This window comes from Shimia sp. NS0008-38b (assembly GCF_040370365.1).
Lineage (GTDB): Bacteria > Pseudomonadota > Alphaproteobacteria > Rhodobacterales > Rhodobacteraceae > Shimia.
On sequence record NZ_BAABWQ010000001.1, the window covers coordinates 1,116,640 to 1,131,200 of the forward strand.

General features: G+C 55.4%; 13 protein-coding genes. 4 read left to right on the top strand and 9 right to left on the bottom strand.

Annotated elements, in window-relative coordinates; translation table 11 throughout:
* Positions 1 to 98: 98 nt before the first annotated feature.
* From ABWV47_RS05445 to ABWV47_RS05455, 3 genes are read left to right on the top strand one after another with little or no spacing between them, the layout of a single operon-like run.
* Complete coding sequence (locus tag ABWV47_RS05445) at positions 99 to 1,940, top strand: peptidyl-prolyl cis-trans isomerase (protein WP_353309200.1); 1,842 nt, start codon at positions 99 to 101, stop codon at positions 1,938 to 1,940.
* 16 nt (positions 1,941 to 1,956) lie between these two features.
* A complete protein-coding gene (gene trpE / locus ABWV47_RS05450; RefSeq protein WP_353309202.1) occupies positions 1,957 to 3,468 on the top strand; it encodes an anthranilate synthase component I in 1,512 nt (503 codons plus the stop codon).
* Entirely contained in the window at positions 3,465 to 3,854 is a 390-nt protein-coding gene (locus ABWV47_RS05455) for a VOC family protein (protein ID WP_353309204.1), read from the top strand. The genes trpE and ABWV47_RS05455 overlap by 4 nt, the downstream gene beginning before the upstream one ends.
* A gap of 31 nt (positions 3,855 to 3,885) precedes the next feature.
* On the opposite strand, the gene ABWV47_RS05460 is transcribed toward ABWV47_RS05455, so the two are convergent.
* A complete protein-coding gene (locus ABWV47_RS05460; protein WP_353309207.1) occupies positions 3,886 to 4,080 on the bottom strand; it encodes a hypothetical protein in 195 nt (64 codons plus the stop codon).
* A 230-nt stretch (positions 4,081 to 4,310) separates the two neighbouring features.
* On the opposite strand from ABWV47_RS05460, the gene ABWV47_RS05465 reads away from it, so the two are divergent.
* A complete protein-coding gene (locus ABWV47_RS05465; RefSeq protein ID WP_353309209.1) occupies positions 4,311 to 6,272 on the top strand; it encodes a bifunctional 2',3'-cyclic-nucleotide 2'-phosphodiesterase/3'-nucleotidase in 1,962 nt (653 codons plus the stop codon).
* Positions 6,273 to 6,365: 93 nt separating this feature from the next.
* Here the strand turns inward: ABWV47_RS05465 and ABWV47_RS05470 are convergent, their stop codons facing one another.
* The 8 genes from ABWV47_RS05470 to ABWV47_RS05505 form a co-directional block, all read right to left on the bottom strand.
* On the bottom strand, positions 6,366 to 6,938 hold the full coding sequence (locus ABWV47_RS05470; RefSeq protein WP_353309212.1) for a hypothetical protein: 573 nt from the start codon (positions 6,936 to 6,938) through the stop codon (positions 6,366 to 6,368).
* An 87-nt stretch (positions 6,939 to 7,025) separates the two neighbouring features.
* Positions 7,026 to 10,163 (bottom strand): efflux RND transporter permease subunit, encoded by a 3,138-nt coding sequence (locus tag ABWV47_RS05475; protein WP_353309215.1) that lies wholly within the window; start codon positions 10,161 to 10,163, stop codon positions 7,026 to 7,028.
* 3 nt (positions 10,164 to 10,166) lie between these two features.
* Positions 10,167 to 11,303, bottom strand: a complete 1,137-nt coding sequence (locus tag ABWV47_RS05480) for an efflux RND transporter periplasmic adaptor subunit (protein WP_353309217.1) — start codon at positions 11,301 to 11,303, stop codon at positions 10,167 to 10,169.
* 201 nt (positions 11,304 to 11,504) lie between these two features.
* A complete protein-coding gene (locus ABWV47_RS05485; protein ID WP_353309220.1) occupies positions 11,505 to 11,873 on the bottom strand; it encodes a Na+/H+ antiporter subunit G in 369 nt (122 codons plus the stop codon).
* Between the two features lie 12 nt (positions 11,874 to 11,885).
* Entirely contained in the window at positions 11,886 to 12,155 is a 270-nt protein-coding gene (locus ABWV47_RS05490) for a K+/H+ antiporter subunit F (protein WP_353309223.1), read from the bottom strand.
* Complete coding sequence (locus tag ABWV47_RS05495; RefSeq protein ID WP_353309226.1) at positions 12,152 to 12,646, bottom strand: Na+/H+ antiporter subunit E; 495 nt, start codon at positions 12,644 to 12,646, stop codon at positions 12,152 to 12,154. The genes ABWV47_RS05490 and ABWV47_RS05495 overlap by 4 nt, the downstream gene beginning before the upstream one ends.
* On the bottom strand, positions 12,643 to 14,196 hold the full coding sequence (locus tag ABWV47_RS05500; protein WP_353309228.1) for a monovalent cation/H+ antiporter subunit D: 1,554 nt from the start codon (positions 14,194 to 14,196) through the stop codon (positions 12,643 to 12,645). Before ABWV47_RS05500 ends, ABWV47_RS05495 begins: the two co-directional genes overlap by 4 nt.
* Entirely contained in the window at positions 14,193 to 14,561 is a 369-nt protein-coding gene (locus tag ABWV47_RS05505) for a Na+/H+ antiporter subunit C (protein ID WP_353309231.1), read from the bottom strand. Before ABWV47_RS05505 ends, ABWV47_RS05500 begins: the two co-directional genes overlap by 4 nt.

The window sequence follows — 14,561 nt, forward strand, 5'->3', positions numbered from 1 at the left end:
CGCTTTGAGAGCGGCAGGCGAACGCGCTTGCCCCCCCAGCGCCAAGCGCGTAGACCTTCGCATAAGAAACTCGAACAAACACAGGGCGGAACACAGACATGTCGCAGGGCAAAACCTCTAAAACACTGGTCTGGATCTTGATGGCAATGCTCATCCTTGGACTTGGAGGCTTTGGTGTCACCAACCTGTCTGGAAATGTGCATACAATTGGCACTGTCGGCGAAAAAGACATTTCGATCAATGACTACAGCCGTGCTCTTCAAGAAGAACTACGGGCACTCCAAGCGCAAACAGGTCAGCCTATCTCCTTCGCCCAAGCGCAAACATTCGGCATTGACCGCGTTGTTTTGGCACGGCTGGCGACCACGCGGTCGATGGATGCGGAAAACGACCGCCTCGGCATTTCCATCGGAGACGAAAACCTGCGCGAAGAGTTGATGGCCATTCCTGCGTTCCAAGGATTGGACGGTTCTTTTGATCGCGACGCTTACAGCTTTGCGATCGACCAAGCTGGTATGAACGAGTCAGAGTTTGAAGACAGCGTACGTGAAGACACCGCCCGCAGCTTGCTACAAGGCGCAATCGTATCCGGCCTGCCTATGCCCAGCGTCTACGCAGATACCGTCATTAAATACGTCGCTGAAGAACGCGACTTTACATGGGCTCAGTTGACCGCCGCCAATCTAACGCGGCCAGTAGACACGCCCAGCGAAGCCGAAATTGCGGCGTATTACGACGCCAATCAAGCCGATTTTATGGTGCCAGCCACCCGCCAGATCACCTATGCGTGGCTCAGCCCGGAGATGATCATCGACCAAGTTGAGGTCGACGAGACCGCGTTGCGGACGCTCTATGATGATCGCGATAGCGAGTTCAACCGCGCTGAGCGGCGCTTGGTTGAGCGTCTCGCCTTTGCTGACGAAGCGGCCGCGCAGACAGCACTTGACGAGATCGCAGCGGGTACAACCACCTTCGAAGACGTGGTTGCAGCGCGCGGGCTCTCGCTCGCAGATGTCGACCTTGGGGATATGACAAAGGCCGAGCTGGGCGCCGCAGGCGAAGCAGTTTTCCTGACACCCGCCGGTGGTATCGCTGGCCCGGCTCAAACCACGCTTGGTCCCGCGCTGTTTCGGGTGAACGCGGTTCTACCAGCACAGATCACCACTTTTGAAGATGCGCGTGACATCCTGCGCGAAGAGCTCGCCGCGGACCGTGCACGTCGACTGATCGACGCACAAGTCGGCGATATTGACGACCTTCTCGCAGGAGGTGCAACCCTTGAAGAGGTGGCTGAGGAAACCGACATGCAGTTGGGAACACTGGATTGGCACCCCGCCGCCGAACACCCGCTGGCGGGCTACGAAGGTTTCCGCGCCGTAGCCGCTGTGGTCAACGCCGACGATTTCCCACAGGTAGATGTGTTGGACGACGGCGGCATTTTCGCGCTGCGTCTGGATGACGAAACTGAAGCTCACCCGGCGCCATTGGTTGACGTGACAGAAAGCGTTTCGGAGGCTCTGATTGAAGAGCGTACTGCCGAAGCGCTTACAGCGCTTGTGCAAACCCTACGTCCGCGTCTCAACGATGGCACAAGCTTTACCTCCTTCGGCTTCACGGCCATCGAGGAAACAGACATGGACCGTGGCGCTTTTGTGCCCGGCGCACCTCTTGATTTCATGACAACCGTGTTTGAAATGGAGCCGGGAGAGTTGCGCACCGTTGACAGCACCAACGGTCTGATCGTGGTGCGCATGAACGCCATCACCGAGCCTGCAACCGATGACCCTGAAGTCGCCGCACTGAAAGCGTCCATCACCGCACAGCTGTCGTCTGGCGTGTCTCAAGACGTGTTTCAGGCCTATGCAGAAGCCCTGCAAGCGACCTACCCGGCCGAAATTAATCAGCAAGCACTCAACGCAGTGCACGCACAGTTCCAATAAGAGAAAGGTCGCCAAGGTGGACCTGACCCCGTCGTTTGAAGATTTTGCCAAAGCCTATGATGCCGGACAAAATCAGGTAGTTTACGCCCGGCTCGCTGCCGACCTCGACACGCCAGTGTCCCTGATGCTGAAGCTGACAGGCGCACATAAAGACGCCTTTATGCTGGAATCGGTGACCGGCGGAGAAGTGCGTGGGCGCTATTCGATCATCGGCATGAAGCCAGATTTGATCTGGCAATGTCACGGCAGCGCCAGCCGTATCAACCGCGCTGCACGGTTTGATCCCGACGGGTTCACAGCACAAGATGGCGATCCACTGGCCAATCTACGTGATTTGATCGCCGAGAGTCGCATCGACTTGCCTGAAGATCTGCCACAGGCCTCTGCTGGCCTGTTTGGCTATCTCGGCTACGATATGATCCGCCTTGTGGAACACCTGCCGAACGTGAATCCTGACCCACTGGGCCTGCCAGACGCGTGTATGTTGCGCCCGTCTGTGGTGGCTGTACTTGATGGCGTAAAAGGCGAAGTGACTGTGGTGAGCCCGGCTTGGGCCAGCGACGGCCAATCCGCCCGCGCAGCATATGCACAGGCAGCCGAACGCGTGATGGACGCTGTCCGCGACCTGGAGCGCGCCATGCCGCAAGCTGCGCGTGATCTTGGCGAAGCGCACGAAGCCTCCGCACCAGTCTCAAACTTCACCAAAGAAGGCTATATGGCCGCGGTGGAGAAAGCCAAAGACTACATCCGTGCTGGTGACATTTTCCAAGTTGTGCCTGCACAACGTTGGACACAAGACTTCCCACAACCGCCCTTTGCGCTGTACCGGTCGCTTCGCCGCACCAACCCATCACCGTTTATGTTCTACTTCAACTTCGGTGGGTTTCAAGTTGTCGGCGCAAGTCCCGAAATCCTTGTACGTGTCTTTGGCGACGAAGTCACAATCCGGCCCATCGCAGGCACCCGCCCGCGCGGAGCAACGCCCGAAGAAGACAAAGCCCTCGAAGAAGATCTGCTGGCCGATCAAAAAGAGCTGGCCGAACACCTCATGTTACTGGATCTGGGACGCAACGATACAGCCCGTGTGTCAAAGATCGGCTCTGTACGTCCAACGGAACAATTCATCATCGAGCGGTATAGCCACGTGATGCACATCGTGTCCAATGTTGTTGGCGAACTGGCAGAAGACAAAGATGCACTGGATGCGTTCTTTGCAGGCATGCCTGCAGGCACCGTGTCGGGCGCGCCAAAAGTGCGCGCCATGGAAATCATCGACGAATTGGAGCCCGAAAAACGCGGCATCTATGGTGGCGGTGTAGGCTATTTCAGCTCCGGCGGCGACATGGACATATGTATCGCGCTCCGTACTGCCATCGTGAAAGACCAAAAACTCTACATACAAGCTGGCGGCGGCGTTGTTTATGACAGCGACCCGGAGGCCGAGTACATGGAGACTGTGCACAAATCCAACGCCATTCGCCGCGCAGCAGCAGATGCTGCGCGCTTTACCGGCAACGGGAACGCGTGAGCACACAACCCGATCCAACTCAGGGGCTGCACACAGTGACGCCCTATTTCACGGTACCGGACGCTGACCTCTTCATCGAGTTTGCGCAAAACGTGTTTGGCGCACAGGTAATCAAAGAAAACCGCTACGAAAACGGCGTGGTACAGCACGCCCGTTTGCGCATTGGCACCTCCGTTGTGATGATAAACCAAGCCACAGACGGCTATCTTGCCAACCGTTCGCAAATGCATCTGCAGGTCTCAGACGCCACCAAAACTTATAGAACTGCGCTGCAGCACGGCGCACAATCGATCATGGAACCCAACCTTCGCCCACATGGTGAATGGATGGCGGGTGTCATGGACACGAGCAACAACACCTGGTGGATTGCAAGCCCGAAGGGATAGTCACACCAGGTAGATCAAACGCAACGGATTGCTATCGTTTGATTTTTTCCAACTTTTCTTCTTTCGCGGCTTTCTCTTCTTTCGTCAGCGCATTGCCCCACGCACCTTTGCTGATGCCCAGTTCATGACGCATCGGTTTGGTTTCGCCCTTGCTGATCTTGCCACCTTTATCAAGATATTGCTTTATCAGATCTTCGTCGGTTTGGTCTTTTTGAACCTGTTTCATGGTGTCTGTAACCTCTGCCTGTTTTTAGATCGTATTCTCCAACACAAACGTGACAGCGCGACGAAACGCAACGTAAACTTTTGATTTTTGCTTGCCTAAAGTGTCATGCGTCATTCAACTTTGTCCATGCGGTCAAATAAATGTTACACTCACCGCATTATCCACAAAGTCTAAGCCGCAGCACTTGCCTGTCCGCGGCGTAATTAACTCCAAAACTCAAAGGGGGTCCCATGTCCCAATTCACTCTGTCCCGTCGCCATTTCCTTGGCGCCACTGCCGGCTTTATTGCGCTGCATCCCTTCTCAGCAAACGCCGCCACCAATCAAGCGCACCTGCGGATCATGGAAACCACCGACCTGCACGTACACGTCTTTCCATATGACTATTATGCTGACAAACCACGCGACACCGTGGGCCTCGCACGCACCGCGTCCCTGATCAAAGGGATCCGGGATGAAGCAACCAACTCCATGCTGATCGACAACGGCGATTTTCTGCAAGGCAATCCAATGGGCGACTACATCGCCTACGAACGCGGGATGAAAGAAGGCGACATGCACCCGGTCATCGCCGCGATGAACACAGTGGGTTTTGACGCTGCCACAATCGGCAACCACGAGTTCAACTATGGCCTAGATTTCTTGATGAAATCCATGGCAGGCGCGAACTTCGAAACCGTTCTGTCCAACGTGTCGCTGTCACAGGGGGCCAACCCGCGCGAAGACAAAACCCTCTTTAAGCCTTATTCCATTTTAGAGCGCGAAATCACCGATGGTGCCGGCGAAAAGCACATGGTCAAAGTTGGTGTGATCGGCTTCACCCCTCCACAGGTCATGAACTGGGATCGTCGCCATCTGGAAGGCAACGTGCAGGCGCGTGACATCGTCGAAACTGCGAAAGCATTTGTGCCCCAGATGAAAGAGGAAGGTGCTGACATCATCATCGCGCTGTCACATTCTGGCATTGGCGCGGCGGATCACTCTGAAGGTATGGAAAACGCTTCTGTTCCACTTGCAGCTATCGACGGAATCGATGCTGTTTTGACCGGTCACCACCACCGCGTGTTCCCCTCCTCAGCGTATGAAGGCATGGCTGGTGTGGATGTGGGCAAAGGCACCATCATGGGCAAACCTGCCGCTATGGGTGGTTTCTGGGGCTCCCACATGGGTCTCATCGACCTAATGCTTGAGCGGGACGGCAACGAGTGGCGCATTGTTAGCCACACCACAGAGGCGCGCCCAATTTCCAAACGCAACGAAGATCGCTCCATCACCGCATTGGTGGACAGCCAGCAGCCAGTGTTGGACAGCGTGCAGAAAGAGCACGATGAAACACTGGCATACGTACGCCGCGCTGTGGGCAAAACCGACGCGCCACTGCATAGCTACTTTGCACTGGTAGCTGATGATCCATCCGTTCAAATCGTGTCGATCGCGCAGCTTTGGTACATCGAGCAGATGATGAAGGGCACCGAATACGAAGGTCTTCCAATCCTGTCTGCGGCGGCTCCGTTCAAAGCAGGCGGACGGGGTGGCCCAGAGTATTACACCGACGTGGCCAAAGGTGATGTCGCAATAAAAAACGTCTCCGACCTTTACCTCTACCCCAACACAGCCCGCGCCGTGAAAGTAACCGGACAAGAAGTCAAAAACTGGCTGGAGCGGTCTGCTGGCATCTTCAACCAAGTTGAGCCGGGCAAAGCGGATCAGGTGCTCCTGAACCCAGAGTTCCCATCTTACAACTTCGATGTCATGGACGGTGTCACCTACCAAATCGACCTGTCTCAGCCGTCGATGTTTGACCCCAAAGGCAATCTAACCAACCCAGACGCCAACCGCATTGTGAACCTGATGTTTGACGGCAAGCCGTTGGATATGAACGCAGACTTCATCATTGCCACCAACAACTACCGTGCTGGCGGCGGTGGCAAATTCCCGGGTGCCTTGGGTGACACCATCGTGTTTGAAGGCCCAGACACCAACCGTGACGTGATTGTGCGCTACATTGTGGAAAAGGGCACCATCAGCCCACGTGCAGACGCCAACTGGACCTTCGCCCCGCTGCCGGACACCTCTGTGCTGTTTGACACTGGCCCAAAAGCTGCTGAATACAGCGACAACGTCGAAGGTGTGTCGATTGAGGCCGCAGGCGAAGGCCCAGACGGCTTCAGCCGCTTCCGCATTCAGCTGTAAGCTCTTCATAAAAAACATCAAAAGGCCGGAGTTTTCTCCGGCCTCATTAAGTTCAAGTTTGTCGTGGTGGACAGAACACCGAATGGAAAACAGCTACCCACACACCCGCGGGCGCACTTGGTACTCTCGTGTCGGAAACCGCTCCGGAGGTGGCAGTGGTTCCCCCGCTCCCAATCGCAGCGGGTCAACCCAGCCTGCCCCACCTCTCAAACTGTTCGGATCAAGTTCCCATCTCTGACAATCTGCCAGAGACCTCACTTGGAATGCTGCGTCCTCGCGCAGATCAATCAAATGCCCTTCTTTACGTGTGGCCGAAGCTCGAAACTGGAGCGGCGGTTCCAACGTAAAAAAGAGCGTCTGAGGCCCAAACAACTCTTCTTCCCCAAACCACAGAGACCCTGTGGCGAATTGTAGCCTGTATGGCCCCGGCGGCACCAAAACCCGAAAGAACGCGCCACCTCTGATGTATGCCGCAAAGACCGCGGCATCTGACTCGGCTGCGGCCAAAAAAAGCACGTAGTCCGCACCGGCATCTGTCTTGATCTGTAGTGGCAGTGTGGCGGGCGCACCGGTGCGATTCCACAACAGACCGTGAGGTCGCTCCTCAGACCGTACCGAACCAACCAAACTTAGCGTCAACAAAATGGCACATAGAACTCGCAACATACCGTCCACAATAGCCCACCAAGTCACAGAATGAAAAAGGCCGGAGAAACCCCGGCCCTTCTTTGATTTGATTGTCTGCGCAAAACTCTAAGCCGCCTCAGTCGGCTCCTCTGCTTTGCCAGTACCTTTCACCCACTCCCGCGCGCCTTGCAGAAGCACGTACAGAACCGGGATGATGATCACGCCGATCACCGTCGCCGCCAGCATGCCGCCAAACACGGCCACACCGATGGCTTTCTGGCTTGCCGCCCCGGCACCGCTTGCTGCCAGCAAGGGCACAACCCCCAACAAGAACGACAGCGCGGTCATCATCACCGCGCGGAAACGCTGACTTGCCGCCTCGATTGCCGCCTCCCGAATGGTCATACCTGCCGCACGTCTCTCCATCGCAAATTCCACAATCAAAATGGCGTTTTTGGACGCCATCCCGATCAGCATGATCATCCCGATTTGCGTATAGAGATTTACATCGCCCCCAGAGATCGCCACCGCCGCCAGCGCGCCAAATAGCGCGACGGTCACCGACAGCAAAATGCCAACAGGCATCGTCCAACTCTCGTATTGTGCCACCAAAAACAGGTAGGCAAAAACCACCGCCATGATCAGGATAAGGATCACCAAACCACCCGCAGCTTGTTGCTGCTGCGCGGTGCCCGTCCATTCAAACGAATACCCGGGCGGCAATGCGGTCTTGGCTTCTTCTTCCATCACACGGATGGCATCTCCGGTGGACAACCCTTCAATGGGCACACCGGTCACAGTGGCTGCGCGGAACATGTTATAGCGGTTCAACGCAACCGGTCCCAACTGATTGGTCACTGTCACCAAAGTGCCCATTGGCACCATTTCACCAGTTTGAGAGCGCACATAGAGTCTGTTGATGTCTTCCACTTGCGAGCGATAATCTCCGTCCGCTTGGATCATCACACGATAGACCCGGCCAAACAGGTTGAAATCGTTCACGTAGATCGACCCCATGTAACCCTGCAGCGTGGTGAACACGTCGGAGATCGACACGTTCAAGGACTTCGCCTTTTCACGATCCAGATCGACAAACACTTTTGGCACGTTGGCACGGAAGGTCGAATAGCTCTGCGCCATTTCCTCGCGCTGATTGACTGCATAGACCAACGACCCCACAGCAGAGGCCAAGTCCTGCGCCGTGCCGCCTCCAGTTTGCTGCACCTTCATCTCCACCCCAGCACTCAAGCCAAGGCCTGAAATTGGTGGAGGATTAAACGCAATCACACTGGCAGAAATTTCCTGATTTGCCAGACCGTACACCTTCTGCAAAATGCCATCAGCACTGAGTTCGTCGGTTTCCCGTTCGTCCCAAGGCTCCAGATTGAGAATGATCATCGCGCCATTGGACCCAGAGCCAGTCAACAGGCTGTAGCCATTCACTTGCACCGAGCCAGCAACACCAGGAATGGCCATCAGTTTTTCGTTCAACCGTGATGCCACGGTCTCTGTCCGCTCAAGCGAAGCCGCATCCGGCAGCTGGACATCAACAAATAGCGTGCCGTTGTCCTCAAGCGGGATAAAGCCCGCAGGCAGCGACTTCATCAATGTGCCCGAACTCAGGCCCAACGCCACAAGGATTGCCACCGCAATCAGCGGAAGGCGCACCAGACGCCGCACAATGCCAACATAGCCAGAACGTGCACCATCCACGCCGTTCTCAAACACTTTCATGAGACCTTTGGGACCGTCTGGGCTCCGCGGCTTTAGGATCAATGCGCACAAAGCAGGCGACAACGTCAAAGCGTTCACCGAAGAGATCACAACAGCAACGGATATGGTCACCGCAAATTGTGTGTAAAGGCGCCCAGTGATGCCCGGCATGAAGGTCACCGGAATGAACACGGCCAACAAAACCAACGTCGTTGCAATCACCGGCCCGGTGATTTGCCCCATCGCCTTGCGGGTGGCTTCTGCTGCAGGTAGCCCCTCCTCCGCAATGATCCTTTCCACGTTTTCCACAACCACGATCGCGTCATCCACCACGATCCCAATCGCCAGCACCAAGGCAAAAAGCGAAATCGTGTTCAGCGACATGCCAAACAACAACAAGAATGCGAAAGCACCAATCAACGATACGGGAATAGCCACGGCAGGAATCGCGGTCGCCCGCGCATTGCCCAAGAAAATGAACACAACCGAGATCACCAACACAAAGGTCAGGATCAGTGTAGAAACCACGTCGTTTAACGACTGCTCCACAAAAAGCGTACTGTCGTAAGGGATGTCATAGGTCACATCATCAGGAAAGGCCCGCGACAAGCGATCCATCTCTGCGATCACCTTTTCGGCCACCGCCAGAGCGTTTTCACCCGGCGCCTGATAGATTGCCAAAACCGTCGCAGGGTTGCCATCCGCGCGGCCCGAAGCGTTGTAGTTGCTGGAGCCGAGTTCCACGCGGGTCACGTCTTTCATCCGCACAATGCTGCCAGCCTCACCGGTGCGCAGCACAATCTCTTCAAACTCTTTAACGGTGGTCAAACGTCCTTTGGATTTGATCGTATATTGAAATTGCTGACCTGTTTTGACCGGCGGCGTGCCGATCTGACCAGCAGAGACTTCAAGGTTCTGCTCTCTGATCGCGGCCACCAGATCACCAGGCGTCAAACCAAGGCTCGCCATGCGATCCGGATCCATCCACATCCGCATGGAATATTCGAAGTTTGTCATGACGTCGGCTTTGCCTACGCCCTTCACGCGGGCCAATGCATCCCGAAGGTTGATCGAAGCGTAGTTGGACAGGAAAACCTCATCATAGGTTTCGTTAGGAGAGGCCAGCGTGACGATCAGCAACATGTTTGTAGAGGCTTTTTGCGTCACAACACCGCTGTCGGTAACCTCTGTGGGCAACTGCGCTGTGGCTTGCGCCACACGGTTCTGAACGTTCACCGAAGCGATGTCAGGGTCCGTGCCCACCTCAAAGGTGATCGACAGGTTGTAAGATCCCGTGTCGGTGCTATCGGATGACATATAAAGCATGTCATCCACCCCGTTCACCTGCGCCTCAATTGGGGCGGCGACAGTGTTCTCCACGGTTTCGGAGTTTGCACCAGTGTAGTTTGCCGAGACATTCACCACAGGCGGCGTGATGTCGGGGAACTGCTCCACAGGCAGCGCGTTATAACCGATGAACCCCATAATGGAGAGCACCAGAGAGATCACAAACGCCGTTTTAGGGCGTCGGATGAAAATCGCTGAAAACACGGTTTATTGCTCCTCTGTGGGCTGACCGGCCAAAACCGAGTCGACCTTCACGCCGGGGCGCACGCGTTGCAGCCCTTCAACGATCACAGTTTCGCCCTCGCGCATGCCGTCCTCAACCACAACAGCGGTTTCAACCTGACGACCCAGCGTGACGTAGCGCTGCTCAACCGTTTGCTGTTGTCCAACCACCAGCACAAAGTCACCCCGTTGATCACGCTGCACAGAGGCCTGAGGGATCATCAATACCTGTGACGGTTGCGCGCTGGCAATCCGAAGGTTCAGGAACGATCCATCCACAAGCAGCCGTTTCTCATTCGCAAACTCTGCCCGCATGGTCATCGTACCGGTCGCCGGATTGATGCGGTTGTCCGCAAAAACGACGCTGCCGGGCTCTTCCAGCTCGTCCCCGTTGGGGAGTATGGCATAGACTTTTGGCGCAGTTTCAGAGTTGGCCAACTGAGCCACAGTGGTATTGTAGTGTTCCATCACGTTCACCAACTGCTTCTCAGTCAACGAAAACTCCGCGTAAATTGGCGCTACCCGCACAATGTTGATCAAGGTTGCACTGGTTGGCCCGACCAATTCGCCAACACTGACGTTTGACCGACCTACCCGCCCGTCAAACGGTGCGTGCACTTTGGTGTAGTCTAGATCCAGTTGGGCTTGCTCAATGGCCGCCTTGGCGATCTCGACCTGTGCCTTCGCCACTTCATTGTTTGCGACAGCCACATCACGGTCTGCTTCGGTGCCAACGTCGCGCTCAAATAGTTCTGTTTTACGGACCAGTTCGACTTCGGTAAGTCGCAGATTGGCTTCTGCCTGAGACAGATCCGCTTCCCGCGCTGTGACCGCTGCTTGATAGACTTCGGGCTCAATCTCAAACAAAAGATCGCCCGCCTTAACCGGGTCCCCATCACCCACATGGATCTTTTCAACAAAGCCGCTCACCCGGGCCACCAAATCGACTTTATCAACGGCTTCGCCTTTGCCGATGAACGTCACCTCATCCACCAACTCATCCGTATAGGCCGCTGCAACGGACACTTTCGGCGGTGGCGCGTCCTGCGCCAATACCATTGGAGCGGTAAAGCTCATGGTTATCAACGCAGCCGCAATAGGGGTGAATCTCGCAAACGTCATGGTGTCTATTCCCAAATGTTCTGGATACCGGCGCCTACGCACTTCCCGAGGCCACAGATCGAATAACAATTATCTGTATAGAAACACGCGCCGGTGCCTGCAGCAAGCACGATCCAAACGAACCAGTACTCTCTGAAAAAAAAGAAGCGCGCAAAACGGGTTGCGCGCTTTCATTCTTGGAGCAGTTTGCGATGCGTCCGCTCAGTCTTCTTCGAGGTAAGTCGGCGGATTGTCATAAATCGCCCACCCAAAATCCCCGTCAGATCCCGGGAGATCCTCTGGCTTCATCTTGGCCTGAATATAGGTTTTTGCGATAAAATGTGCGCTGACCGGCGCCGTGAGCAAGAGGAACAGCGTGATCAGCAACTCATGAAACGACAGATGCCCTTTCTCCAGAGAAAAGTAGAGCATCGAGGCTATCAGCACGCCGCCAACCCCCAGCGACGTCGCTTTGGTCGGTGCATGCAGGCGTTGCATGGTACGCTCTAGCTTGATCATGCCAACGCTGCCGACCAATCCAAAGAACCCTGCCAAAACAAGAAAGAACGAAATGATGATCTCAGAAAACATTGCCTTCTCTCCTCACTCAATAATGTCGCCGCGCAACACAAAGCGGCAATATGCAACCGTTGACACAAACCCCACCATGGCCACCAACATGGAGGCTTCATAGTAGATCGCCGTTCCTTTCAGGATGCCATAGAGGATCAAAAGCGCAATCACGTTGATCACAATTGTGTCCAGTGCAAGGATGCGATCCGCCGAGGTTGGGCCTTTTGCAATGCGATACAGACACAGCAACAGTCCAATGCCAAAGCACGCAATAGCAAAGTACAACGCCATCATAATCATGGGAAAATCTCCTTCAGGCGGCGCTCATAGCGGTGCTTGATCCCATCTCGGATCGCCTCCGCCCGATCGTCGTGCAGGTAGTGTACCAGAATACTCTTGCCATCAGCGGACAACATTGAGGACACGGTGCCCGGAGTCATCGTGATGGTGCCTGCCAGAATAGTGATTGCTTCAGGCGCGGTGATCTCTAGGGGCACACACACCCATCCAGATTTGATGTCTTTGTTGCGCTTGAACAAGATGATGGCTGCCACTTCAAAGTTCGCCATAACGATGTCCCAAAGCACAATCAGCACATATTCCACGACCTTAACGGGCTTTTTGATTTTTGGCTGCCCGGGCCAATATGGAGCAGTCAGCATGGGCACGATGATGCCCAATATCGCGCCCAACAGCACGTTGCCTGGCGTGACTTTGTTCACCAACATCAACCAGACAACAAGCAATGAGAAACTGAAAAACGGATGCGGCAACAGCCGACGGATCTTCATTTCAAAGTCTCCCCACTGGCGCCAAGAACGGCGTCTACATAGTGATCCACATCAAACAATTGTTGGGCGGCCCCGTCAAAATACGTGGCCAACGGCCCGGCCAAGGCAGCCAACACCGCCAACATCGTCAATGCAGTTGCAACAGGGATCACCTGCATGACGCTTGCCCGCGTGCCTTCTTGGGTTTCTGGTGGCACCCACTCGTTCGGCGTATCCTCGCTGGGGTTCTGTGCGGTGGCTTTCCAGAACACAACGCTACCTGCGCGCGCAAACGCTACGATCGTGATCAACGACCCGATCAGAATAGCGGCCCATGCAGCCGCCATCCAATCCATGTCACGCACCGCGTCCATCACCAACAGTTTCCCAAGAAATCCGCTCAGTGGCGGCATGCCTGCCATGCCAATGGCGGCCGCAAAGAACAATGCAGCAAACAGCCCATTCTGAACCATGGGTGCCTGTTGCACCAATCGGTCGTCTTGGCGTTGGCTGCCCGCCAGATCGGCCAGCAAGAACAGCGCCGCTGCGGCAAAAGTTGAATGCACCAGATAGTAAAGCGCCGTTGCAATCGCCTCTGGCGTGAACGCCGCCACAGCCAACATCAATGTGCCCATCGATCCAACCACCGCAAAAGACAAAAGGGGCATCATCCGTTTTGCAGCCAAAACTCCAAACGCTCCAACCGCCAAGGTCACAATAGCCCCCGGCACCAACCAGCTTCCGATCAGCCCTTCTGTCGCCACAACATCCGGCCCAAACACCAACGTATAAAAACGGATGATCGCGTAAGCGCCCACCTTGGTCATGATGGCAAACAAGGCCGCCACCGGCGCTGGCGCATTGGCATACGTGCCCGGCAACCAAAATTGCACCGGGAACAGCGCTGCTTTGATGGCGAAGACAATCAACAGCAACACAGCCGCGACCCGCAAAAGCGCCGCCTCTTCAAGCGGCAAATCCCGCACCTTCACAGCCAAATCGGCCAGGTTCAGCGTGCCAGTTGCCGCATAGAGCGTACCCAAGGCAAACAAAAAGAGCGTGGAGCCTGCAAGGTTCATCACCACATACTGCAGCCCGGCCATCAACCGCACTTTACCGCCGCCGTGGATCATTAAGCCATAGGAGGCAATCAACAATACTTCAAAGAACACAAACAGATTGAACGCATCCCCTGTCAGGAACGCACCGCAGACCCCCATCAGCTGAAACTGAAACAACGCATGAAAATGGCGTCCGCGATTGTCCCAACCGGTCGCAATAGCGTGCCACAACACAATCAACGCCAAAACAGACGTCAACAAAATCATCACAGCTGACAGCTGATCCAGCACCAGTACGATGCCAAATGGCGCGGGCCAGTCGCCAAGGTAGTAGACATGTGTCCCACCATCTGCGGCCAGAAGGCTCAGACCGATGGCGATCATAGCAAGCGCAATTGTACCTGCCATCGACGCCCAGCGCGCCAATACAATATCGTGACGCATGACGTAGGACAGGATGGGGGCCAGCAATGCAGGCAAAATGACAGGAGCAATAATCCAGTGGTTCATGCGCCCTGCCCCTTGTCATCAGCGGCCGTACCAACGGCATCATCATCCATGTCGATAGCGTCGCTGTCCGCTTCCAAATAAGCCCCCAGCGCAATCATCACCAACACGGCTGTCATGCCGAAACTGATCACAATCGCCGTCAGAACCAAGGCCTGCGGCAAAGGATCAGAATAGCTCACGTCCGCATATTTGTTCAGGATAGGTGGCGCATTGATCGCCAACCGCCCAGTTGCAAACAAAAACACGTTCACCGCGTATGACAGCATCGCCATGCCCAAAATCACAGGAAAGGCACGCAGCCGCAAAATCAGATAGATCCCACCTGCGGTCAAAACACCAATGGCACTGGCTACGATCATCTCCAT